The sequence below is a fragment of the Pseudoalteromonas sp. NCCP-2140 genome, assembly GCF_023708065.1.
GTDB lineage: Bacteria > Pseudomonadota > Gammaproteobacteria > Enterobacterales > Alteromonadaceae > Pseudoalteromonas.
In genome coordinates, this window is record NZ_BRCZ01000002.1 from 53,637 (window position 1) to 78,928 (window position 25,292).

Sequence of the window (25,292 nt, forward strand, 5' to 3'; positions counted from 1 at the left end):
AATTTTAAAATTAGTTTTTTGACAGCTTTTAGACGTTGATCATTTTAACTTTAACTCGATGACTTGAACGTACTCGTCATTATCAAACTTCAAACTTTCTAAAGTAATTGCGCCTTCAAGTTGTTTAAAGTTAACCGGTTCTGAGGTTCTTAAATTAGTTGCAAACTTGATAGGAGTTGCAAGCTCAATGCTTAATGTATCTGCTTGCCAGTTAAGAATATGAATAAAAATACTCTCATTATTATGGGTACTAACTCCCCAGCTTTGTGGGGAAATAGGGCCGCCTCGAGTACCGTATATACTTTTACCGAACACCTTAAGCCACTGACCAATCTCAGCAAAAGTTTTTAGGTTTTCAGGTTGGATCTTGCCGTTAGGCATAGGCCCGGTATTTAGTAAATAATTAGAGTTTCTTCCTGCTGCACTTACTAATGTTTGTACGAGCTCTTTAGTCGTTTTGTAATTATCATCAGTTAGACTGAATCCCCAGCTACCGTTCATTGTTTGTGCCATTTCTAATGGTAATTCACCTAACCGTTCTTGGTTAGTAGGAAGCTGTTGTTCAAAGCCCTGATAATCCTCTCCCGGAACAGTAAATCTGTGATGGTTATTTACGATTAAGGTTGCTGATTGTAATTCATGGATCATTTTATAAGTGCGTTGTAGTTGCCAGTTATCCCAATTGTGGGAGTCTTCTTGATCCCACCAACCATCAAACCAAATACCACCAATTGGCCCATATTGAGTTAAAAGCTCTTTTATTTGTGCATCTTGAAATTGCAGGTATTTTTCCCAGTCACCACTTTTTTCTCGCTTAGTGTAATGGCCTGTTCGGCCCCATGGGTAGTAATCTGGGTGATGCCAATCAAGCTGAGAGTAGTAAAAGAAAAGTTGTAAACCATGTTTATGAGCTGAATTAGCAAGCTCTTTTATAGGGTCTTTTTTATAAGGTGTACTATCGACAATATCAAAGTTAGAAACTTTACTGTCGTACATAGCAAACCCATCATGATGTTTTGAAGTAATAACAATATACTTTGCTCCAGCATCTTTAAACGCCTTAACCCATTGCTCTGCATTGAAGCCTGTTGGATTAAAAAATTCAGCTAAACGCTGATACTTAGGGCCTGAAATTCGTAAGTCTTCCATGATCCACTCGGCTCCATATGGGCTTCCTACACCACCAAGCTGGCTATACAGCCCCCAATGTAAAAAGATGCCAAACTTATTATCTTGAAAACGTTCCCGAGCTTTTAAGTTTTCAGGGGCGGGAGTGTAGGCTTGTGCTTTATCTGGGTCAATTGCGACGCCTGTCCCAGCATGCCCTACACTTGAAAATATAAGCAAAGCTATTATCAGCAAGCAGTTAAATGTATTCACTTTATACCTCATAAACTAGGTTCTTTACTTAAAAGTAGCAGGAAATCATTGGCCCAAAAATAAAGGCAATTATGCATATTCGAAAATTTTATATATGCAGAAACATAGAAATACGACGTTAAAAGTAAAACTCACTTAAACGGACAGTCACTTTACCTAAGGTTTTTAAATGGACAGTCACTTTTATCTGTTAACTTAATTAATCTTGCGGCAAAACGGATTTTGTCTACACTTTAGTTACAGCTAATGCATTTCAAATTATCAGTTCAAGGAGTGGACGATGGCTTTAGCAAGGAAGCGACAAATCTGTTTGTCGAACACCAAGTATTATCATTGTGTATCCCGTTGCGTTAGACGCGCTTACCTTTGTGGGAAAGATGTACTCACTGGTAAATCATATGAACACCGCAGAGGGTGGGTTGAGGAGCGACTACTTTTTCTTGCAAAGGTATTTTGCATTGATGTGTGTGCTTATGCGGTGATGAGTAACCATACTCATGTTGTGTTTTATGTTGATGATAAAAAAGCAAATAGGTTATCTGATAAGGCCATTCTTTTGCGTTGGTTTAAGCTCAGTAAAGCAACGCCTTTAGGTCAAAAATTTCTTCATGGTCAGCCTTTAAGTGACGGCCAACAAGTCTTCTTAAATAAAGAGGTTGCAGAATACAGAGCGCGCCTTTCGAGTATTAGTTGGTTCATGCGAATGCTTAATGAATATATAGCCAGACGGGCAAATAAAGAAGACGAGTGTACAGGCCACTTTTGGGAAGGGCGTTTTAAAAGCCAAGCACTCCTTGATGAACCTGCTCTATTAGCATGTATGGCCTATGTTGATTTAAACCCTGTTCGTGCAAAGGTCGCGAGCACGCCGGAGCAATCGGACTATACCAGCTTTAAAAAGCGATGCCAAAGTGTAAAGGATTCAAAACAACCTAAGTTACTAGCTCGTTTTGTTGGTGGCATGAGTAAGTATAAATCAAAGGGTATACCTTTTGAGTTAAAGTCATACTTGTTACTGATAGAGCAAACTGGGCGTTGTATCAGCGCGGATAAGCCGGGATATATAGAGCATCATTTACCTCCTATTCTTGAAAGGCTAAATTTCGAAGCTGAAAACTGGTTAACACTAACAACTCAATTTGAAAACTTATTTCGTGGAGCTGCAGGTCGATTGGGGGCTATCGAAAGTTATTGCAGTATAACTGCTCGTAAGCGACGAAGTAACCTAGCAAGCTGTAAGTTATTACTTGCTAGTTAATCTTAAATTTCTCTCGACTTTTATTTTTTGCAAACACTTGCAGCTAACTTGTGCTTTTAATTCTCATAAAGTCAAATCTTTTATCTTAGTTTTTATTGTTAAATTAAGCTAATAGGATGGTTTGCCTACACAAAGATTATTTTAGGTAACAAATTTAAGGTATTTGGAGATTTAACAGGCACTTTTAACAGTGCCTGTCCTTTTAAATCGTGTTTAATCTAAATTAATTAGCTCAGCCCCTAAAACTGCGTACTTATTTTTGCCATTTGCTTGTAAGAAAAAGGCGGCAGGTGCATGAAGTGAAGGTATTGATGTAAATACACTTTTGCATGCGTAAACTGGCCAATTTGTGGCGTTTTCTAGCATATTAATATCGCCAGAAAAGCAACTATATCCTTGTATTAAAAGCTCTTTATATTTATTTACGGTAAGCGTTAACGATTCATTTAAAACAAAGCTGTTACCTACCTTAAAGTTCAGGCTGCTTGCATCTAAACTGGTGTAACCTTGGCGGATACTGCTTATATCACCCAACTCTTTAATGATGGGGGACTGTCCTTTGTTGTTTATTGCAATATCTATCTGGTAATCACCAAGTTCACTCTTTACTGTTACATCGTCTATTAGTAAGTCTACCCAATTGTCTTTAGCATTAAATGGAATAGCGTGGTACTGGGCCATTTTAGCGCTTTTCCATTCCTGTGAAGTTATTGAATCAATGGTCTTTTTATATAAAACACGGTTAACTTTACGGGCTATTTGTCGGTTTGGGTCGTTTGGGTAAGCACCTGATTCAATTAATATAGTTCGGATACCTTTTTCTGAAAAAGTATCACCAAAACTACGGTAAGAGTAACTGTCGTTGTACTTCCCCAAGTGCCCTGGGATCATGGTTTCAACCGTTTTGGCTAAGTGGGCAATAAACTGCATAGCCTCACCACGACTTTTATTTACTTCTCTTGCTTCATTATAGGCGGGTGCTAGCACTGAAATGGTGGCTTGTTTTCCCATTTTACCTGCACCGTAATATGCATTCTGATCATGTAAGTTAAAGCCAAAGTCAGGTTTGAATGCATCTGCCGCAGCCATGAGTATTTGCCCTTCTTTTGTGCGAAGAGCTTTTGCATCACGATTTAAATCAATACCTTGTGCATTATGGCGGGTTTGAACAGCAGCGCCATCCGGGTTCACCATAGGGATAATGAGAAGGGTTATTTTCTGTTGCCATTTTTCTAGCCATTGTGCGTTTTCATCGGCAGTTATAAAGCTTAAAAAATCCATTAGTGCGGCAGTAGCTGTGTTTTCGTCGCCGTGCATTTGGCTCCACATCATCACTTTGATTGGGCCTGTGCCGATTTTAAGAGAGTTAAGTGCCTGTCCTTGGAAAGAGGTGCCGATTTGTTTTAGTGTAACGCTTCGGTGTTTTGCTGCGTTTTTTAGGTGGGGCTCTATATCGGCGTAGTAAATCGCAGGTTTATCTAAGCCTGCTACAGCGGTGTCTTCAATCGTACTTGCAAATGTCGTGTTACTTAATACTAAAAGGGCTGTGGCAAGTGCATATTGACGCATAATTATCTCTTTTATTCTTTATTTTGGTATTCTTTAGAATATTATATTTTTAATGGTTTGGCTAATCCTTGTTCAGTATTAAATCTTCGATTGCTACTGACTAAGTATGCTTTAAATCGCTATTTTTATGCTATTTTCTTTTTCTTCATTGCTTTTCGCTATATAAAATACAGTATTACTTTTAATTACTTAGCTTTAATGATTTGGTTTTTTTACAGTTTGTTATCAAATGGTTAAATGATACTTAACCGTGTGCTGTTAAATTCTACTTGTACCGTCTGTTGACTTTGTTATACTCCACATCGAAATTTCAGTAATTACTGAAACTTTATTGATGAAGATCATGTTACCGCATTAAAAAATAGGGTAAGCCACTTACCTCTAATGCAGTAAAAGCGATAAAAAGGCGTGAGTTTTGCGAGCAATTAATCAGTCACAAGGTGTCAAACAGTCTAGCTTAGCTAGATTGCAATTGGCTGCGCGTGCGCTTTTTGCTGGTAAAGAGCTAATGTCAGTTTTAGCCTTGTTGCTGATTAATTCAGCGATGCTAATCAACGGTACATTAGAAGATGCTCAAGGGCTAAGAAACTTATTAAGCGAAGGTGCTTTATACGAAACACCGTTGCTTAATGTGTTGAGTTTTTTAGCTTACCCTGTGGTGTCTTGCCAGTTACTTATTGGTTTATGCTGGTTGGTCTTCCATTTCTTCCCTGCGCGTCGTGCAGGTGTCATTTTACGTAAAGCGGCCTTCGCTGCGCGTGAAACGATAAAGTCTTTAGTAGTACACAGCGCTCATGGCTGTCGTGCTCCTCCTCGTGTAAGTGGTTGTCTGTAAATAAGCTTTGTTGCTTAAGTTCAGCCATTTTAGTCGCTTACTAAGTTGTCTTTACTAAGCACCTAGTGGGCTTTTTACGCCCAAATTTCAGTCAGCCAACCTAAAATCCCTCTCTTTTTAGCGTGCCTTTTTGTCGTGCTCGTTATTCAGCCGAGGGATATCTGTAGCATCTGTTGCAGAAAAGCGTCGTGTTCTTATTTCGACAAGTGTTAACTTTTAGGTTGTAGGATATTCCTTTGTCAATTCGAAACCTTTGTAATATTGCTCTAGCGTCTTTAGTGCTGGCTTTGTCTGGCTGTAAAGGCGGGGTACTCGATCCAAAAGGTCAAATTGGTGTCGACGAGAAGTATTTAATTATCGTAGCTACGGTGTTAATGCTGATTGTTGTGATTCCAGTTATTGCCATGACAATTTATTTTGCATGGAAATACCGTGATGGACGAGATCAAGAAATTTACGCTCCAAAGTGGGCGCACTCTAATAAGATTGAAGCTGTAGTTTGGACCATTCCTATCATCATCGTTGCGATTTTAGGTGTGATCACGTGGCAGTCAACGCAACAACTTGACCCATATAAACCACTTGAGGGTAAAGGTAAGCACCTTACTGTTGAGGTTGTTTCTTTGAACTGGAAATGGCTATTCATTTATCCAGAGCAAGGCATCGCCACAGTGAATGAGCTTGTTTTTCCTGCCAATGTGCCAGTGCAGTACAAGATCACCTCAGAAAGCACCATGAACTCGTTTTTCATTCCACAGCTTGGTAGCCAAATTTACTCAATGGCAGGTATGGAAACAAAGCTTCACTTAATCGCTGATGAGCCGGGTACTTTTAAAGGCTTTTCTGCTAACTACAGTGGTGCAGGTTTCACTGGTATGAAGTTCGATGCCATTGCAACAGCCACAGAAGCTGATTTCGATGCTTGGGTAAACAAAGTAAAAAATACCGGTTCTGCATTGACTAAGCAAAGCTATGTTGAACTTGCAAAACCAAGTGAATACGACCCAGTTAAATACTATGCCAGCGTAGATAAAGATATGTTCCATTCAATCGTAATGAAATATATGCAAGCGCATGGCTCTCACGGTGCAATGCAACACGCTATGCCAGAGCACTCAGCTCATAAGAAGCACAGCGAGGACGAGGAATAATCATGTCGTTGTTAGGTAAATTAACATTAGACGCAATCCCGTTTCATGAACCAATTATCATGGTTACCATGACGGTTGTTGCTGTCTTAGGTCTGTTAGTGGCAGGCTTAGTAACAAAATATAAAAAGTGGGGCGTGATTTGGCACGACTGGATCACCTCAATTGACCATAAGCGTTTAGGTGTCATGTACATCATTCTTGCGCTTATCATGCTTTTCCGTGGTTTCGCGGATGCCATTATGATGCGACTGCAATTAGCAATGGCTACCGGCGGTGCAAGTGGTTACTTACCACCAGAGCATTATGACCAAATCTTTACGGCACACGGGGTGATTATGATCATCTTTATGGCGATGCCGTTTATGATTGGTTTAATGAACATCATTTTACCGCTGCAAATTGGTGCTCGTGATGTTGCATTCCCATTCTTAAATAACTTTAGCTTTTGGTTAACTGCAGGCGGTGCAATCCTAATCAATATCTCATTATTCTTTGGTGAGTTTGCGAAAACGGGTTGGGTGGCATATCCACCGTTGTCAGAGTTGTCATTCAGTCCAGGTGTCGGGGTCGATTATTATATATGGGCCTTGCAGATATCCGGCTTGGGTACCTTATTAACATCGGTAAACTTCTTAGCGACTGTATTTAAAATGCGTGCACCAGGCATGACATTAATGAAAATGCCTATTTTTACTTGGGCATGTACGTGGGCAAATATCTTAATTGCAGCATCGTTCCCAATTTTAACTGCTGTACTGGCTATGTTAACGCTTGATCGTTATCTCGATTTCCACTTCTTCACGAATGAATTAGGTGGTAACGCGATGATGTACATCAACTTATTCTGGGCATGGGGTCACCCTGAAGTTTACATTCTGATCTTACCTGCGTTTGGTATTTTCTCAGAAGTTATCTCAACGTTTGCTGGTAAACGCCTGTTTGGTTATAAGTCGATGGTTTACGCAAGTGGTGCAATTTCAATTTTAGGTTTCATCGTTTGGCTTCACCACTTCTTTACTATGGGCTCAAGCGCTAACGTTAATGCCTTCTTTGGTGTTATGACCATGGTTATCGCGGTACCGACCGGGGTTAAGTTGTTTAACTGGTTATTCACTATGTATCGTGGTCGTTTACGTATTACTGTGCCTGTCCTTTGGACTTTAGGTTTTATGGTGACGTTCACTATCGGTGGTATGACCGGCGTGTTACTTGCTATTCCTGGTGCTGACTACGTATTACATAACAGCTTATTCTTAATCGCTCACTTCCATAACACTATTATTGGCGGTGCGGTATTTGGTTATTTAGCTGGTTTTGCGTTTTGGTTCCCTAAAGCAATGGGCTTCAAACTTGACGAGAGCTGGGGCAGACGATCTTTCTGGTGCTGGTTAATTGGTTTCTTCGTAGCATTTATGCCGTTATACGTACTTGGTTTCTTAGGTATGACACGTCGCTTAAACCACACGAACAACCCTGATTGGAACATTTGGTTATACATTGCAGCTGGCGGTGCGGTGATCATTATGTTCGGTATCTTGTTCCAAGTTGTGCAACTTGTAGTGAGCTTCAAAAACCGCGAGCAACTTGATGATACAACGGGCGATCCGTGGAATGGTCATACCCTTGAGTGGGCATCGGCTTCACCTCCGCAGTACTACAACTTTGCGAAAATCCCTCATGTTGATGACATTGATGCGTGGACAGACATGAAAGAGAAAGGCTTAGCTTACAAGCAAGAAGCCTCTTATAGCCCAATTCATATGCCAAAAAATACATCGGCAGGTGTATTAATGAGCGCAGCTTTAACAACCTTCTGTTTTGCCATGATCTGGCACATTTGGTGGCTTGCAGCCTTTGGTTTACTGGGTGCTATCGTGGTGTTCATCAAGCGTTGTTATACCAGCGATGTTGATTACTACGTGCAACCAGATGAAATTGTTGAACTAGAAACGGCTCACAATACAGCCGCTACGAAGGAGGTGAATGCATGAGTACCATTTCTGCAGGACTCGACACCTTAAACGGCGCACACGGTCATGTCGATGCACATGACCATGAGCACCACGATACAGGTGGTAACACCGTATTTGGTTTCTGGCTATACCTTATGACCGACTGCCTGTTGTTTGCATCATTCTTTGCAACCTACGCAGTATTGTTCATGAACACTGCTGGCGGTGTGTCGGGTAAAGACATTTTTGAACTTGATTTTGTTGCGGTTGAAACTGCAGCTCTACTACTCAGTAGTATCACTTTTGGTTTTGCGATGATTTCTGCTCACGGGCAGAAAAAGGCGGCTACATTAACTTGGTTGCTGGTTACCTTTGCCTTTGGTGCAGTGTTTATTGGTATGGAAGTGTACGAATTCCATCACCTAATTGCGCATGGTAATGGCCCTCAGCAAAGTGCCTTTTTAACATCGTTCTTCTCTTTAGTGGGCTTACACGGTCTTCACGTAACAGCCGGTCTTATTTGGATGACTGTCCTGATGATTGAAGTTGTGCGCCGTGGTTTAAACCCACAAACAGTGACACGCCTAAGTTGTTTAAGCCTATTCTGGCACTTCTTAGATGTGGTGTGGATCTGTGTATTTACCGTTGTTTATTTAATGGGAGCAATGTAATGAGCCACAGTGAATCACATGTAATGAATAACTTAGAAGTTCATGCACAAAATGAACAATCACATGGCAGCGTTAAAGACTATTTAATTGGTTTTCTACTGTCTGTGGTTTTAACGGCTATTCCATTTTGGGCTGTGATGAGTGGTTCGTTTTCTAAAACGACCACTGCATGGTGCATCGTGAGCATGGCGATTGTGCAAATTTGGGTGCATTTGAAATATTTCTTACACCTAAACTTCAAAACTGAAGACGGCAAGGCAAGTTCATTGTCGTTTATCTTTAGTGCTTTAATCATTGTAATGGTGGTTGGTTTGTCGGTGTGGATCATCTACGAATCGAACGCCATGATGATGTACTAATAACAATTACTTGGTATTTGGTAAAAGATTTACGAAAGGAGCTGGTTAGTCTGAGGTTGTGTCTCCAGTTCTCACAGTCTGTTACTAACTAGTTTCTTTCGTAATATTGCGTTTGTGCTGAAAATTAGAGGAGTCGAGGAAGTGTTTCGACGTTATTTAAATGTCACTAAACCTGGCATTATCATGGGCAATTTGATCTCTGTCGCGGGGGGATTCTTGCTAGCCTCTCGCGGTGATATTGACCCATGGTTAATGATCGCAACCTTACTAGGGTTATCTTTAGTAGTGGCATCAGGATGCGCGATCAATAACGTAATTGATCGTGATATTGATGTTGCTATGGCGCGCACTCGCAAACGCGTCACAGTGACTGGCGAAATGTCAGCAAAGGCGGCTATGGCACATGGCATCGTGCTTGGTGTTATTGGTTTCGGGTTATTAGCTGTGTATACCAACGTAGTGGCACTCTTATTTGCTACTTTTGGTTACGTCATCTACGTCGGTGTGTACAGCTTATATATGAAACGTCGTTCTGTGTACGGCACCTTTGTAGGAAGTTTATCTGGCGCAGTACCACCTGTAGTGGGTTATTGTGCCGTAACTGGGCAGTTTGATGCTGGTGCTGTGATTTTATTGGTTATGTTTAGTCTATGGCAAATGCCTCATTCATATGCAATTGCAATCTTTCGTTATAACGACTACCAAGCGGCCAGAATTCCTGTGTTACCAGTAGCGCAGGGGATCGAGAAGGCAAAGCATCACATTGTTTTATATATCGCCGTGTATGCGTTGGTTGTGATGTTATTAACCATTAGTGGTTATACAGGTTTAGCCTTTATGGCTGTAGCCTGTACAACGAGTTTTTGGTGGTTGCTAATGGCGCTTCGTGGCTATCGTCGCAATATTGACGTCAGCGGCTGGGCGCGCCAAGTGTTTGCTTTTTCAATTGTAAACATCACGGTTTTGAGCATAGCGATGGCTTTAGATTACCATTCGGTAGCTCCACAGCTACTTGTTTTAACTTAGAAAAAAGTTGCTAACATATCCCAATGTTACAGTAGCAAAGGCCCGGTTTTTTCTCCACCGGGCCTTTTTTCTTTTTCGTTTTTAAAATCGAGCAGCTTGCTCTACCACAATGCCATGGCGAGCCGCTAAACGGCGATGGTCTTTATCATAACCACCACCAATTACTGTTGCGACAGGTACATTGTGCTCAAGGCAACGTTTGAGAACTAAATGGTCGCGTTGCGCTATCCCTTGCCAGCTTATATCAAGTTTTCCTAAGCCATCTTGCTGCCATACATCTACACCTGCATCATAAAGCACTAAATCTGGGTTTAGGGTGTTTAATAAATAACTCAGCGTATCGTCAACAACGCCTAGGTATTCACTATCAGCGACATTCGGTGCTAAACCTATGTCTAAATCGCTGGCTGACTTTCGAAACGGAAAATTCTTTTCACAGTGAATAGAGCAAGTATAGGCATAGGGCTGATGCGCTAGCATTGCTGCGGTACCATCACCTTGATGAACATCTAAATCAAAAATCAGTATATTGGTTACTTCACCACTTTTTATCAGGGTTTCGCTGGTAAAAGCGAGGTCGTTTACCATGCAATAGCCTGAGCCAAAATCAGTATGGGCATGATGAGTGCCACCGGCTAAGTGGCAAGCGATGCCATGTTTAAGGGCTAAACGTGCTGTTTGTAAGGTGCCCAGAGGCGCGGTAAAGGTACGTGCCATCAGCTCTTTTGACCAAGGTAAGCCAATACGGCGCATCGCTTTTTCATCTAAGCGGTTGTGCCAAAGGTCGTGGATATAGTTTTCGCAGTGCACCAATTCAAGAGGCTCAGGGCTGCCAAGCACTGGTTGAGTTAGGTTGTCATTTATTAATCCAAGGTTTTGTACATGCTCATATAAATAAGCAAACTTACTCATCACAAAGCGATGGTTAGGATCGAAACTAAACGAGTAATTTGGGTGATACACCAAGGGTAAGTGGGGATTTAACTGCATAGCTCATTGAATAGCTGAATTTGCTACAGCATAACGAATCTACCGACAAAAGTTTACTCTGGTGCGTGAATTAAATGAGCTAATTCGCGATGTAATAATGCTTCATCACCCAGATTGAGCTCAATCAACCGTTTTAAGTGAGTAATACTATCAATATCGATATGTTCGCAGCGAAGGCCTGCATGCTGATGCTCAACATGGCATAGCTCCACTTGCATTTTAATCTCGATTGATGACTCTGGCAGGGTAAAGATTAAGTCAGCTTTACTATGAATAGGCACTAAAAATGAATCACTTTTAGTAATAAGCGCACCTTGCAAAGATAGATCAAGTAACTGACAGTGATAGTCGTTACCTTCAATGCGAAGTATCGCAGGGCAAGAAAATAATACCCGCGAAAACTCTCTGCGTTCATTCATAGCTGTATCTCCAACTTTAGTGATCTAATAAGTATAGATCATAATGGAGTGAGTGATAGTAAAGCTTACTGCAACAAAAAAGCCCCTAAGTAGGGGCTTTTTGAGTATCAGCTAATTAGCCAATTTTTTTGTATTTGATACGCTTAGGTTGTGCTGCTTCGGCGCCTAAGGTTTTCTTCAACCACTCTTCGTATTCTGTGTAGTTACCATCGAAGAAGTTAATTTGGCCTTCGTCACGGTAATCAAGAATATGTGTAGCAATACGGTCAAGGAACCAACGGTCATGCGAGATACACATTACACAGCCAGGGAACTCTAAAATAGCGTTCTCCAGTGCACGTAGTGTTTCAACGTCTAGGTCATTGGTTGGCTCATCCAGTAGTAATACGTTGCCACCTGCTTTTAGTAACTTAGCTAGGTGTAAACGGTTGCGCTCACCACCTGATAGGTCTTTAACGAATTTTTGTTGGTCGTTACCTTTGAAATTAAAGCGGCCAACATAGGCACGGCTTGGGAATTCAAAGTTACCAATTTTTAATACGTCTTGGCCGTTAGAGATTTCTTGGAAAACAGTGTTGCTTTCGTCCATGTCGCCACGGAACTGATCAACCGTTGCAAGCTCAACTGTGTCACCAACAATGATCTCACCGCTATCAGGCGTTTCTTCACCACTTAGCATTTTGAATAGCGTTGATTTACCCGCACCATTGGCACCGATAATACCTACGATAGCGCCTTTCGGCATTGCAAAGTTTAAGTCATCGATTAATACACGGTCGCCAAAGCTCTTCTTCAGGCCTTTCACTTCGATAACTTGGTCACCTAAGCGTGGACCCGGTGGAATGAATAGTTCATTCGTTTCGTTACGCTTTTGGTAATCGTTTTGCTGAAGCTCAGAGAACTGTGCCATACGTGCTTTAGACTTAGCTTGACGGCCTTTCGGGTTTGAACGTACCCATTCAAGTTCTTGTGCGATTGATTTTTGACGTGCTTTTTCAGATTTCTGTTCTTGTTGTAAACGTAAATCTTTTTGCTCAAGCCACGATGAGTAGTTACCTTCCCAAGGAATACCTTCACCACGGTCAAGCTCTAAAATCCAACCTGCTACGTTATCTAAGAAGTAACGGTCGTGGGTTACAGCAACCACGGTACCTTCGTAGTCGTGTAAGAAGCGCTCTAACCAAGCAACTGACTCAGCGTCTAAGTGGTTGGTTGGTTCGTCAAGAATAAGCATATCTGGTTTTTCAAGTAGTAAACGACAGATCGCAACACGGCGACGCTCACCACCCGAAAGGTGTTCAATTTTTGCATCCCAAGGTGGAAGGCGTAATGCATCAGCTGCACGCTCTAACACGTTGTCGATATTGTGACCATCGTGTGCTTGGATGATAGCTTCAAGTTCGCCTTGCTCTTTCGCAAGTGCATCAAAGTCAGCACCGTCCATTGCATACTCGTTGTATACTTCATCAAGGCGGTTTAGTGCATTTTTAACTTCGCTTACTGCTTCTTCTACTGTTTCGCGAACTGTTTTGCTTTCGTCTAGTACAGGTTCTTGCGGTAAGTAACCGATTTTAGTGCCTGGTTGAGGGCGAGCTTCACCTTCAAAGTCTTGGTCAACACCAGCCATAATGCGAAGTAACGTTGATTTACCTGCACCGTTTAGACCTAGCACACCAATTTTTGCGCCTGGGAAAAAGTGTAAAGAAATATCTTTTAAGATAGTGCGCTTAGGTGGCACAACCTTAGAAACTCGACTCATCGAGAATATAAACTTATCTGGTAACACCATGAAAGGAGCCTTCAATTTATAAGAAAAATTAACAGCGTATATTGTAGAGGCTCTGTCGCGTATACGTCAACGAAACAGGCTTTTATGGGCTTTGCTTTCAAACAAATAAAATTCATTTGGACATCTAAACATCTAGAGGTTGAAATTTCTAACTATCCGTTCATAATTAGCAGTCAGATAAGTATGCTCGGAGCCAGCTATGCCCATTACAGTAAAAGATGAATTGCCTGCCATTGCAAAGTTACGTCAAGAAAACGTGTTTGTAATGCCAAAAAGTCGTGCTAAAACGCAAGAAATCCGCCCAATGCGTTTGGCCATCTTAAACTTAATGCCAAACAAAGTTGAAACCGAAGTGCAGTTTATTCGCTTGTTAGCAAACTCACCGCTGCAAGTTAATGTTGAGCTGTTGCGCTTAGATACCCATCGCACCAGTAGTAACTCTGAGCAGCACATGGATACGTTTTATCGTTATTTTTCAGAAGTGAAAGATAATAACTACGATGCCATGATCATAACGGGCGCGCCGCTTGCTCATTTAGAATATGACGAAGTTGCTTACTGGGACGAACTAAAAGTTATTTTAGATTGGGCAGAGCAGCATGTGACGTCTACGCTGTTTTCGTGTTGGGCGGCCCATGCTGGGCTTTATCATCACTATGGCCTTAAACGTGATCTGAAACCAAACAAACTCAGTGGCGTATTTACCCATAAAAGCTATTTTGACCACGCAGCGCTAACGCGTGGCTTTGATGATACCTTTTTAGTGCCACATTCTCGTTATGGTCATATTGATATCGATAAGATCAATGCCTGCGAAGAGCTGGTGGTGTTAGCCGGATCAGAGCGAGTAGGTGCCTACTTAATTAAAAATAAATCAGGTAGCCAAGTGTATATTACTGGCCATCCAGAGTACGATGCTCATACCTTAAAAGGGGAGTATTTACGCGACCAAGAAAAATCAGCGGATGCACCTAAGCCAGAAAATTACTTCCCTGACGATAACCCAGACAACGAACCGTCGAAAACGTGGCAAAGCCATGCCTTTTTATTGTTTTCGAATTGGTTAAACTATTATGTGTACCAAACTACACCGTATGATATTAACTTAGTTAGCCAAGATGTAAGGACTAACAACTATGCCGAGTAATGCAGTGAATAAACGCGAACAATTAACCGAGGCGCTAAAACAGCGAATTTTAATCCTCGATGGCGCGATGGGCACCATGATCCAAGAATATAAGTTAGAAGAACAGGATTATCGCGGTGAGCGCTTTAAAGACTGGCATGTACTTATTAAAGGCAATAACGATTTATTAAGCCTAACTCAGCCAAAAATCATTGCTGATATTCACCGTGCTTACTTAGAAGCCGGTGCTGATATCATCGAAACGAATACCTTTAATGCCACGACTATTTCGATGGAAGATTACGACATGGCGAGCCTTAGCCGCGAAATCAACCTCGAGTCAGCGAAGCTTGCACGCAGCGTGTGTGATGAACTTGAAGCAAAAGATCCTAGCAAACCGCGTTATGTAGCCGGTGTGCTTGGGCCAACGTCAAAAACCTGTTCTATTTCACCAGATGTAAATGACCCAGGTTATCGTAATATCAACTTTGATAAGCTGGTGGCTGCGTATGTTGAGTCAACACTGGCATTAATGGAAGGTGGTGCTGACCTTATTTTAATAGAAACCATCTTTGATACCCTTAATGCAAAAGCGGCTTCGTTTGCTGTGGAAGAAGCATTCGAACTAGCTGGTCGTAGTTTACCAGTGATGATCTCAGGCACCATTACCGATGCCTCTGGCCGAACTTTATCAGGGCAAACCACAGAAGCATTTTATAACTCAATTCGCCATATTAAACCGCTATCAATCGGCCTTAACTGCGCCCTTGGCCCTGACTTACTGCGCCAGTATGTTGAAGAGTTATCGCGCGTTTGTGAAACCTTTACCTCGGTGCATCCAAATGCAGGTTTACCGAACGAGTTTGGCGAATATGATTTAGAAGCTCCTGAAATGGCCCAAGAAATTATTGATTGGGGCAAGTCTGGCTTTATCAATATTGTAGGTGGTTGTTGTGGCACCACACCGGCTCATATTAAGGCGTTTGCGAAAGGCCTTGAAGGTGTTAAACCTCGCCAATTACCTGAGCTTGAAGTGCGTATGCGCTTATCGGGCCTTGAAGCGTGTAACTTAAACTAGGAAACCGACATGACTGACCAAATTGCTGTATTTACTAACGTCGGTGAGCGTACCAATGTAACAGGCTCGGCTAAGTTTAAGCGCTTGATCATGGAAGAAGATTACGAGACCGCTCTCGATGTTGCCCGTGAACAAGTAGAAAATGGCGCGCAAGTAATTGATATCAACATGGATGAAGCCATGTTGGACTCGAAAGCGGCGATGGTAAAGTTTTTAAACTTAATTGCCTCAGAGCCTGATATCTCAAAAGTACCTATCATGGTCGACTCATCTAAATGGGACGTGATTGAAGCAGGCTTAAAGTGTATTCAAGGTAAGGCCATTGTTAACTCAATTTCACTTAAAGAAGGTGAAGAGCCGTTCATCCGCCAAGCTAAGTTAATTAAACGCTTTGGCGCTGCTGCGGTTGTAATGGCGTTTGATGAAACCGGGCAAGCTGAAACTGCTGATCGTAAGTTCGAGATTTGTCAGCGTAGTTACAAAATACTCGTTGATGATATTGGCTTTCCGCCAGAAGACATTATTTTTGACCCGAACATTTTTGCCGTCGCAACGGGCATTGAAGAGCACGATAACTACGCTGTTGAGTTTATCGAAGGTACGCGTCGAATTAAGCAAGGCTTACCGCACTGTAAAGTGTCGGGCGGTGTATCGAATGTGTCGTTCTCGTTCCGTGGTAATAACCCAGTTCGTGAAGCTATTCACTCTGTGTTTTTATACCACGCGATTAAAGCGGGTATGGACATGGGCATTGTTAATGCGGGTCAATTAGCGGTTTACGACGATATCCCTGAAGAGCTGCGTAAAGCTGTAGAAGATGTGATCCTCAATACCGACCCAGGTGCTGGTGAGCGACTTGTTGAACTTGCACCAAAATACTCAGGTATGGCGCAAGCAGAGAAAGTAGAAGATTTAGAGTGGCGTACTTGGCCTGTTGAAAAGCGCCTTGAACATGCGTTAGTAAAAGGCATTACCGAGTACATCGACGAAGATACCGAAGAGTGCCGCAAGAGCAAAGCTAAGCCTATCGAAGTGATCGAAGGCCCGCTTATGGACGGCATGAACGTAGTAGGTGACTTATTCGGTGCGGGTAAAATGTTCTTACCTCAGGTTGTTAAGTCAGCACGTGTGATGAAGCGCGCCGTTGCCTATCTTGACCCTTTCATTGAAGCTGAAAAAGAAGAGGGCGCAACCAATGGTAAAGTGGTTATGGCAACCGTTAAGGGCGACGTACACGACATTGGTAAGAATATTGTAGGCGTGGTACTGCAATGTAATAACTACGAGGTTATCGACCTTGGTGTGATGGTGCCAGCAGAGAAAATTTTGCAAACCGCCATTGACGAAAAAGCTGACATTATTGGTTTATCAGGGCTGATTACCCCATCACTTGATGAAATGGTGCATGTTGCGAAAGAAATGACCCGTCGTGGTTTTGAATTACCGTTACTGATTGGTGGTGCAACAACCTCTAAAGCGCATACTGCGGTTAAAATTGAGCCTCAGTATGATAAAGGTGTGGTTTACGTCAATAACGCCAGCCGCGCTGTGGGTGTGGTTTCTAATTTATTGTCGAAAGAGTTAAAGCCGGCATTTTTAGAGAAAACCAAGGCTGAGTATGAAAAAGTACGTGAACAACAAGCACGTAAAAAGCCACGCTCAAAACCCGTTACTTTACAGCGTGCTCGCGACAACGCAGTAAAACTCGATTGGGATAACTACACGCCACCTGTGCCGAAAAAGCTGGGTGTGACTGAGTTTAAAGATGTTTCGATTGCGACGTTAAGACAGTACATCGACTGGACACCTTATTTCATGACGTGGTCAATCGCTGGTAAGTACCCACGTATTCTTGAAGATGAAATTGTGGGTGAACAGGCTAAAAGCTTATTCGCTGATGCCAACGCAATGCTTGATGAGCTTGAGCAATCAGGTGCGCTACAACCTCTAGGTGTCATTGGTTTATTCCCTGCAAACCGAGTAGGGGATGACATTGAGATTTACACCGATGAGTCGCGTACAACGCTTTTAACTACATCCTGTCATTTACGTCAGCAAACGGAAAAAACCGACTTTGCTAACTACTGTTTAGCTGATTATATTGCGCCAAAAGGCACCCCTGATTACTTTGGTGCTTTTGCGGTTACTGGTGGTCTTGAAGAAGACGACCTTGCCGATGCCTTCGATGCTAAGCAAGATGATTATAATAAGATCATGGTTAAAGCCGTTGCAGACCGTTTAGCAGAAGCATTTGCAGAGTACTTACATGAGCAAGTGCGTAAAGAGTATTGGGGCTATGCGGTAGATGAAAATCTATCGAACGATGAACTTATTCGTGAAAACTACCAAGGTATTCGCCCAGCGCCAGGTTATCCTGCTTGTCCTGAACATACAGAGAAGAAGAAAATCTGGCAGTTACTTGATACCGAACAGCGTATTGGCATGAAGCTAACCAGTTCATATGCAATGTGGCCGGGTGCGGCGGTTTCTGGTTGGTATTTCTCTCACCCTGAAGCTAAGTACTACGCAGTGGCGCAGATTCAAAAAGATCAGGTTGAAGATTACGCTAAGCGTACCAACATGACTCTTGCAGACGCTGAGCGTTGGTTGTCGCCTAATTTGGGCTATGAACCAGAATAATAACCTTTAGTTATTAGCTTTTGTTTAAATTAAAAACGAGCCCCAAATGGCTCGTTTTTTTATGCCCATTTTTTATCATACTTTTTTATTTTTAATTGTTTTAATACTGGCAAATTCCTTCTATTTTAAATATTTGTGTTAAAGTTATACCAATTCGCTTAATAAAGTGGTCTATTTTGAGGCAATAAAACCTCGTTGATAACAAGGCAAAAATTTCGTTATTTAGTTGTTCTAAATCAGAAATTTTTAACGCAGGTAGCGACAGGTTTAATCCCTCAAAATGATTAAGTATTATTGCGGATTGGTATTGTTGAGATTGATCAAGAAATCTAAGGTGAAATTGTGATTGATACAGTGAATGCAAGTGACAAAGATAAAGCACGATTTTTACGTGTTTTTGCATTTATTGGTTCGATTACCTCGTTTTTAATGGCGATCACCAGCTATCAAGATGGTTACCATGCCCTTAGCTATTTATTGATTATTGGCGGCTTTGTGTTTGCCTCACCTTTCGTCATTAAAAATCGTGACGAAACCATAGCAGTACTTATGCTGTACGCCCTCTATTCGATGATGTGTTTTTTAATTGTCTCTGGGGGGAGCAATGGCACTGGGCCGTTATGGCTGTTTATTGTATCTCCTGTGACATTTTTTATTCGTGGCTTAAAGCGCGGAGCGTTCGATCTTATCTTGCTTGCCATTATTATCTCGTTGCTTTTCTATTTTACCGATCAATTTGGTTATTACAGTTATCCGAGTCATTACTTTCCTACACGGGTCATGCTGTGTTTCTCGATTTTATGTATTTTGGGCGGCTTCTACGAATATTACCGCAACAAATACAGTTTGCAGTTAATGGAACAGCTTAAGCTTAATCAAAAGCTTGCACGTACTGATGCGATGACTGAACTCGCTAACCGTCGCTACGCAACTGAATGCTTGCAAGATAAGCGCTTTGGCGAAGGGGCTGTATTCTTGCTGATGGATGTTGATAACTTTAAGCAAATCAACGATACCTACGGTCATCAAGTGGGTGATGAGGTGCTGATATTTTTTGCTGATGTCTTTAAAGAAGTGTGCACAGAAGACGATGTTATTTCCCGTTGGGGCGGCGAAGAGTTTTTAATTGTGATCCCAACAGGGTATGAGCTTAGGGCCAGAAAAGTCGCTGAAAAAATTCATAAGAAGCTTACTGAAAAGCCATTTACGAGTGGCCAGCATCGTTTTCATGTCACCTTAAGTATTGGCTTGTACGTGCGTGTCGCTGATGAAAGCATGGATCATTGCTTAAATATTGCCGATAAACGACTTTACCGCGCTAAATCACAAGGTAAAAATCAAACGGTTGCTGAGGTAGATTTAGCAAAGCATGAGCCAGCTTGATAAATATTTGCTCTACGACTGTACTAACTTAGCTGTTTTTTGTTGGTTATTTATGTATGATGTACCCATTATTTACAAGGGCGTGTGAATAGTGAGTCAAGATAAGGAACATCATCAACATCTTCTTTCCGTTAAGTTCGCAGCCTATTTTAAGGCTCATTTTTAATGTCACTCTTAGAATCATTTAAGAAATTGGGTAACTATTTCGGTGCGTATAAGGTACATCTATGCCCCGAAGTTAAAGGTCAAGTTAGTGAAAATGGCAAACCTTTAATAAAGGTGAAAGTAGAAAGGTTTCTTCGCTTCTCTGATGGAAAAAATGTAGAAGATTTTGCTTATACCGATGATAAAGGCTGCTTTTATTTTCCAGAAGTCAATGTTCGCTCTAACCAACCCGCAGTCCCCTTTGCAGAAATTTTTACTTCTCAGTCACTTCTTTTAACACATAAGAGTAAAGAGTACTGCTTATGGGGAGCAAGATTACCAGGTTTTAGTTTTCGTGAAGAATATGCAAAAAAGCTTGGACAATTAGTTGCTGATATTTCTAGTGATAAAATAATCTTTAAATTTGAAAACACAAAAGTTGAAGGTCATAAATTTGAAGCCGTAAGTATTGGGCGATGGAATAAAGATTTTGAAATTTTAAAACAAAGTGATTACTTCGATCTTTCAGAGATTAAAGAAGATTAGAATTTCAAAGGTCAAAACTATAAGGACATAAAAATGAAAGCTTTAAGCCCTGCAATTGCAGCTAATTTCGCAGCAATTGCATATGAACTATTAGATAATCGAGCTTTAATAGCTACTAACCCTTATGTTGAAAGAGTTAGCACTCTTTTTACTTTAGAGTCGGAATCAGTACAAGGTGTGAGTGGCTCAATTTTAGAGCGAATGTTTAATCATAAAACAGAATTTGGGTGTATTGCAAAAGGCAAAAAGGGGTTATTTGAAGGTGATTATGTCTTAGCATTACGCGGCACGGCTAAAATGCGAGATGTGATTACTGATCTTAATTGTGGTCTAAGTACCTGTAGTAATAATCAGCCTGTACATGCGGGGTTTAATCATACCTTTAACTCATTTAGAAAGCAGCTAGAGCAATTCTTTAGTAAAAGAGTGAATAAAAAACTAAATATACATGTTGTGGGTCATAGCTTAGGCGGTGCTTTGGCTAACTTAGCTGCGAATTGGTTAAAAAATCACTTTGGTGCAAATGTGAAGCTTTATACTTTTGGTGCTCCAAGAGTTGGTTATCATAGCTTTGCTTTACAGACGGAAGCTGCAACAAATAACCATGTTTATCGCTGTGTGCACGCCGCTGACCCTGTACCTTTAGTGCCGGTGTGGCCATTTATGCATACTGAAAAAGAGTATATTTTAAATGGTGCAGCAACAATTACTCCAAAAGCTCATAGTATGACAGAGCCGACACCTGGCTACTTAAATACTGCTAGTAGCTTTAAAAGTTATGCTGCTATTAGTAGAGGAATGGAAAAAAGAATACAAGAAGAAGTCAGGCTTGATTATGAAAAACGGTTAGAGTGCACTCGTACTTCTCGTTGGGCAAGAAAAATAGGCGCAGCGTTAATTACTCATTTACGTGATACAGGTAAGTTATATGCTATACAAAACCATTACACAAATACACTTACCGTTTATGATCAAATAGCTAAAGCTCTAACTGATAGTATTGATTTATCTAAAAGCTATACTAGTGATGTGAAGGGGATCTTAGGTTACATGCTGGCTTTTTGTGGCTATCCATTTAAAGCTATATCCTTTACATATGCATCCATTAGACATATTTTGAAATTGATGCTCACTAATGTATTTTCTCTTGCAGGCCAAGCAATAGCTCTAACAAAATAAATACAAAAGCCGCCGATGGCGGCTTTGTTAGGCTGCGAAACTAATGGCTTTTTTCAAAGTCGCTGACTTCACGCTCAGCTTCTTCCTTAGATTTACCGTATTTTTGCTGAAGTTTACCAACCAGCTCTTTACGGCTACCTTCAATTTTATCTAAATCATCATCGGTAAGGTCACCCCATTTACGTTGTGCTTTACCTTTAAGCTCTTTCCAATTGCCTTCTAAACGATCGCTGTTCATCATAATCTCCTTACTTTGTTAAACATTCATCTTAGTAAGAGCAATCGCTGTACCAATTTGGTGTAACTTGTTAACTCATTGATTTATAGTTTTTTGTGTCTTTACATATAATGAGTGGAATTTAAAAGTTTGCAATTACTACGTAGTTTTTAGCATCAGCCTGTAATATTTTCTGTTGCGCTAGTTTTTAGATACTTAGTGGCTCTTAGATGTATAGCGATTGATTATCCGCGTGTATTCTTCAGTTGATTTTAGTTTACGCAAGTTCTCGTTAAACAGGTCTCTTAAGGCTTCGTCTCGAAATAAAAAGCCACTGGGGTTTTTGCCAAATAACGCAAATCGTTGCACAGGTTTAGAGACATCAATTTCATCATTGATATTAATTAACGCTCGATAATAATCAAAAATTTTACCGTCCATCTGGATCACTTCGTAGCGCTCTCGATACAAAAGCTGTACTTGTGCAAGCTGATCATAGGTTTCTGCGTATTGTGGGTTTTCTCTGGCCATTGCTTGATATTCTGGTGAGAGTAATTCTTTTGCACCTTGCCATGCAAGAACACTAAAGTGTTTTAATTGTGCAATTGAACTAAGCTGCAGGTTTTGCTTGGCCAGACTAAAAGCAAAGTTCTCGTAGCTGTAAGCAATATCTGAAAAGTAACCGCTCATTTGATGGGTTTCGATAACTTTTTTATTAATATCAGACACAACATCAACTAAGTTCTCAGTATACAAAGGGATCCGCCTTGCATAGGGAACGTAGACAAAGTGTATTTGATAACCGTGAACACCGAGTGTTGCACGAAGTAAGTCAGGAATAATGCCTGTGTTGTCTTCAACCATGACCCAAGGGGGTAGTGTATTGCCAAGTGCAACCGTAATTTTTTGCTGACTAAACGCTTTTTGAAACGGGAAAACTAAAAGTAGCAAGGTGATTAAAATACGGGTGTAAATCCTGAACAAGTTAATTCCTTATTCTGATTTTTGTTTGGTCGTTTAATCAAGAATAAGTCTAAACTGGCAGAATGCAATGTTTTCACTTCTAAAGCCCGAGATAGAAAATAAGCCTATAGCCATCGCAATTTTTAGTTTTTTGATACAATGCGCGAAAAGAAAGTAAGAGATACCTAACGTGCTGCCAGTTCAAGATATTTATCAATCCCTGTTAACCACATTACAGAGTAACCCAATGGCCTTATTGCAAGCGCCACCGGGAGCGGGTAAATCGACATGGCTGCCTCTTACCCTAATGCGCGAAGGGCACTTTAAACGCATTGTTATGTTAGAGCCAAGACGACTGGCCGCACGCAATATTGCCCAGTATTTGGCAAGCCAGCAAAATGAAAAAGTCGGTGACAGTGTCGGCTTACGCATTCGTGGTGAATCAAAAGTAAGTTCTACAACTAAACTCGAAATTGTCACTGAAGGCATGCTGACGCGTATGTTGCAAAATGACCCAGAGCTTAGTGATGTAGACTTACTTATTTTTGATGAGTTTCACGAGCGCTCAATTGCCGCAGATACGGCTTTGGCATTTGCCCTCGAAACACAGGCTGCACTTCGCGATGATTTAAAAATCTTACTGATGTCGGCAACCTTAGACGGCGAACGTTACAGTGAGTTTTTCAGCTGTCCTATCATCTCTTCAGAAGGTCGAAGCTACCCTATTGATGAAGTGTATATTCCACTTAAAGACGAAAGCCGCTGGCTCGATGACATACCTGCACTAATAAAACAGGCGCTTAGTGAGCAAACGGGCAGTGCTTTAGTATTCTTGCCGGGTCAGCGTGAAATCATGCGCGTTCAGCAGTCTTTAAATGATTTAGGTGATAGCGTCGAAGTATTTAGCTTGTACGGTGAGCAAAATAAAAACGAGCAACAAGCTGCTATTGCGCCCGCTAAAAATGGCAAACGCAAAGTGGTACTAACCACCAATGTCGCTGAAACCAGTTTGACCATTGAAGGAATACGCATTGTGGTTGATAGCGGCAAACGCCGTGCTGCCAATTTCAATTTAAAAACCGGTGTTACAGAGCTTGTTACGCAAAGTATTTCTCGTTCTTCTGCCATTCAGCGCGCTGGTCGTGCTGGGCGAATTGAGCCGGGGGTTGTGTATCGATTAGGCTCTAAGCAAACCTTTGAGCGCCGTAACAGCCATGATGCGCCAGAAATTTTGACCAGTGATATTAGTCAGTTGTTATTAGAGGCAAAGCAGTGGGGGGCGTCACTTGCTGAGCTTAGCTTACTCGACCCACCTAGTAGCCAGCAGATTAAACAGGCAACGGCACTTTTGAAAATGCTCGAAGCCATTGATGAAAATGAAAAGCTAACAGCCCTCGGTAGCCAAATGCTGAGCTATGGAGCTGATATTCGCCTCTCGCATATGCTCATTAAGGCAAAGCAACTAGAGCAGCGCATGCCTGGTATTTATGTATTAGCGGGGTATTTAACGGCGCTGCTTGAAAGCCGCATTAGTATGCCAGCTGATCTTAATTTGGCATTGCATAGCCAGCACAGCAAACCGCATCCAGTATTTAAGCAGCAATTAACTTATTGGCTAACGCGCTTACAGCTCAAGCCGGTTCAAGAGCTTAAAACAGAGTACTTGTCGCTGCTGGTGGCACTTGCCTTTCCTGACCGCCTAGCCAAAAAGCGCGGTAATGGTTATTTACTTGCCAATGGTGCTGGCGCCGACTTAAGTGAGGAGTTTTGGCATAACGATGATTATATTGCCATTGCTCACATGGGCGGTCATAAGGGAAACCGTGTTTTTGCTGCTGTTGCCTTAATGCCAAGTGAACTTGAAGATGAGCTTTCGCATTTATTTGCTGAGCAAACTCGCTGCGAATACGATGAAAAAGCAGGGCGTTTTATCCATCAAGATGAGCTCAAGCTCGGTGCTATCACCATAGCGAGTCAGCCAAGTAAACAGCCCCTAGATAAGAGCGAGCGTACTAAAGCGTGGTTAAACTTATTTAGTAAGCAGGGCTTTTCGTTATTTAATGAACAGCCCGACAGTGAGCAGTTACTTATTCGAATGAGTTTGGCAAGTAAGCTGTTACCAGAATCATTCCCGCTTTTAAGTCATGATGAATTAATTGCCGATAACCAATGGCTTGCACCTTATTTGGATGATATTAAAAACCTTGAGCAATTAAAAAAGTTCAATTACAGCGAAGCAATTAAAAGCTGTTTTGATTGGCAGCAGCAAAGTTTATTGAATGAACTCCTCCCCTTACGATTAGCGGTGCCAAGTGGTTCAAATGTAAAAGTGACTTATCAGCTTGATGGCCCTGCGAAGCTCAGTGTGCGCATGCAAGAAGTGTATGGCATGACTAGCACGCCTTTGCTGGCCCAAGGTAAACTGCCATTATTAATGGAGCTATTATCACCAGCTAGGCGACCGCTGCAGTTAACTCAAGACTTAGCTAACTTTTGGCAAACGAGTTACCGCGATGTGCAAAAAGAAATGAAAGGGCGTTATCCAAAACACGCATGGCCTGATCACCCATTGACATACCGCAAGGGGTAATCTAACGTTTGACAGTCTTACATTCTT

The 25,292-nt window shown here is 41.6% G+C and carries 21 protein-coding genes; 14 read left to right on the forward strand and 7 right to left on the reverse strand.

Going from position 1 to position 25,292, the window contains the following annotated elements; translation table 11 throughout:
• Window positions 1–39: 39 nt before the first annotated feature.
• Complete coding sequence (locus NFU46_RS04155; RefSeq protein ID WP_251599979.1) at window positions 40–1,380, reverse strand: alpha-L-fucosidase; 1,341 nt, start codon at window positions 1,378–1,380, stop codon at window positions 40–42.
• A 280-nt stretch (window positions 1,381–1,660) separates the two neighbouring features.
• On the opposite strand from NFU46_RS04155, the gene NFU46_RS04160 reads away from it, so the two are divergent.
• Entirely contained in the window at window positions 1,661–2,638 is a 978-nt protein-coding gene (locus NFU46_RS04160; protein ID WP_251599982.1) for a transposase, read from the forward strand.
• 213 nt (window positions 2,639–2,851) lie between these two features.
• On the opposite strand, the gene NFU46_RS04165 is transcribed toward NFU46_RS04160, so the two are convergent.
• Complete coding sequence (locus tag NFU46_RS04165; protein WP_251599985.1) at window positions 2,852–4,207, reverse strand: M14 metallopeptidase family protein; 1,356 nt, start codon at window positions 4,205–4,207, stop codon at window positions 2,852–2,854.
• A 415-nt stretch (window positions 4,208–4,622) separates the two neighbouring features.
• Between NFU46_RS04165 and NFU46_RS04170 the strand changes: the two genes are divergently transcribed.
• From NFU46_RS04170 to cyoE, 6 genes are all read left to right on the forward strand, one after another.
• Window positions 4,623–5,042 carry a hypothetical protein gene (locus NFU46_RS04170; protein WP_175080010.1) on the forward strand — a complete coding sequence of 140 codons (420 nt, stop codon included), beginning with the start codon at window positions 4,623–4,625 and terminating at the stop codon, window positions 5,040–5,042.
• Between the two features lie 236 nt (window positions 5,043–5,278).
• Window positions 5,279–6,193, forward strand: coding sequence for a ubiquinol oxidase subunit II (cyoA, locus tag NFU46_RS04175; RefSeq protein WP_054562298.1), 915 nt, complete (start codon window positions 5,279–5,281; stop codon window positions 6,191–6,193).
• A 2-nt stretch (window positions 6,194–6,195) separates the two neighbouring features.
• Window positions 6,196–8,184: a cytochrome o ubiquinol oxidase subunit I gene (gene cyoB, locus NFU46_RS04180; RefSeq protein ID WP_251599988.1), complete on the forward strand. Its 1,989-nt coding sequence runs from the start codon at window positions 6,196–6,198 to the stop codon at window positions 8,182–8,184.
• Window positions 8,181–8,816 (forward strand): cytochrome o ubiquinol oxidase subunit III, encoded by a 636-nt coding sequence (cyoC, locus tag NFU46_RS04185; RefSeq protein ID WP_054562296.1) that lies wholly within the window; start codon window positions 8,181–8,183, stop codon window positions 8,814–8,816. The genes cyoB and cyoC overlap by 4 nt, the downstream gene beginning before the upstream one ends.
• Entirely contained in the window at window positions 8,816–9,175 is a 360-nt protein-coding gene (cyoD, locus tag NFU46_RS04190; RefSeq protein ID WP_251599992.1) for a cytochrome o ubiquinol oxidase subunit IV, read from the forward strand. Before cyoC ends, cyoD begins: the two co-directional genes overlap by 1 nt.
• A 141-nt stretch (window positions 9,176–9,316) precedes the next feature.
• A complete protein-coding gene (gene cyoE / locus NFU46_RS04195; protein ID WP_054554292.1) occupies window positions 9,317–10,201 on the forward strand; it encodes a heme o synthase in 885 nt (294 codons plus the stop codon).
• Between the two features lie 81 nt (window positions 10,202–10,282).
• Here the strand turns inward: cyoE and NFU46_RS04200 are convergent, their stop codons facing one another.
• The 3 genes from NFU46_RS04200 to ettA all read right to left on the reverse strand — a co-directional run bounded on the left by NFU46_RS04200 (window position 10,283) and on the right by ettA (window position 13,399).
• On the reverse strand, window positions 10,283–11,191 hold the full coding sequence (locus tag NFU46_RS04200) for a histone deacetylase (RefSeq protein ID WP_063529564.1): 909 nt from the start codon (window positions 11,189–11,191) through the stop codon (window positions 10,283–10,285).
• Between the two features lie 53 nt (window positions 11,192–11,244).
• Complete coding sequence (locus NFU46_RS04205; protein WP_175080006.1) at window positions 11,245–11,610, reverse strand: PilZ domain-containing protein; 366 nt, start codon at window positions 11,608–11,610, stop codon at window positions 11,245–11,247.
• 115 nt (window positions 11,611–11,725) lie between these two features.
• Window positions 11,726–13,399 (reverse strand): energy-dependent translational throttle protein EttA, encoded by a 1,674-nt coding sequence (ettA, locus tag NFU46_RS04210; protein WP_054562291.1) that lies wholly within the window; start codon window positions 13,397–13,399, stop codon window positions 11,726–11,728.
• 199 nt (window positions 13,400–13,598) lie between these two features.
• On the opposite strand from ettA, the gene metA reads away from it, so the two are divergent.
• From metA to NFU46_RS04240, 6 genes are all read left to right on the forward strand, one after another.
• Window positions 13,599–14,546, forward strand: coding sequence for a homoserine O-succinyltransferase (gene metA, locus NFU46_RS04215; protein ID WP_062566720.1), 948 nt, complete (start codon window positions 13,599–13,601; stop codon window positions 14,544–14,546).
• A complete protein-coding gene (locus NFU46_RS04220) occupies window positions 14,536–15,603 on the forward strand; it encodes a homocysteine S-methyltransferase family protein (protein ID WP_220095033.1) in 1,068 nt (355 codons plus the stop codon). Before metA ends, NFU46_RS04220 begins: the two co-directional genes overlap by 11 nt.
• A 9-nt stretch (window positions 15,604–15,612) precedes the next feature.
• Complete coding sequence (gene metH / locus NFU46_RS04225; RefSeq protein ID WP_175082301.1) at window positions 15,613–18,243, forward strand: methionine synthase; 2,631 nt, start codon at window positions 15,613–15,615, stop codon at window positions 18,241–18,243.
• 342 nt (window positions 18,244–18,585) lie between these two features.
• Window positions 18,586–19,626, forward strand: a complete 1,041-nt coding sequence (locus NFU46_RS04230; RefSeq protein WP_251599995.1) for a GGDEF domain-containing protein — start codon at window positions 18,586–18,588, stop codon at window positions 19,624–19,626.
• A 165-nt stretch (window positions 19,627–19,791) separates the two neighbouring features.
• Window positions 19,792–20,316 (forward strand): DUF6795 domain-containing protein, encoded by a 525-nt coding sequence (locus NFU46_RS04235; RefSeq protein WP_105181399.1) that lies wholly within the window; start codon window positions 19,792–19,794, stop codon window positions 20,314–20,316.
• Between the two features lie 33 nt (window positions 20,317–20,349).
• Complete coding sequence (locus NFU46_RS04240; RefSeq protein WP_105181400.1) at window positions 20,350–21,495, forward strand: lipase family protein; 1,146 nt, start codon at window positions 20,350–20,352, stop codon at window positions 21,493–21,495.
• A 40-nt stretch (window positions 21,496–21,535) separates the two neighbouring features.
• On the opposite strand, the gene NFU46_RS04245 is transcribed toward NFU46_RS04240, so the two are convergent.
• Both NFU46_RS04245 and NFU46_RS04250 read right to left on the reverse strand, forming a co-directional pair.
• Window positions 21,536–21,733, reverse strand: coding sequence for a CsbD family protein (locus NFU46_RS04245; RefSeq protein WP_054562286.1), 198 nt, complete (start codon window positions 21,731–21,733; stop codon window positions 21,536–21,538).
• Window positions 21,734–21,928: 195 nt separating this feature from the next.
• Window positions 21,929–22,696: an ABC transporter substrate-binding protein gene (locus NFU46_RS04250; RefSeq protein WP_251599998.1), complete on the reverse strand. Its 768-nt coding sequence runs from the start codon at window positions 22,694–22,696 to the stop codon at window positions 21,929–21,931.
• 169 nt (window positions 22,697–22,865) lie between these two features.
• Between NFU46_RS04250 and hrpB the strand changes: the two genes are divergently transcribed.
• Complete coding sequence (gene hrpB, locus NFU46_RS04255; protein WP_251600001.1) at window positions 22,866–25,265, forward strand: ATP-dependent helicase HrpB; 2,400 nt, start codon at window positions 22,866–22,868, stop codon at window positions 25,263–25,265.
• Window positions 25,266–25,292 lie beyond the last annotated feature (27 nt).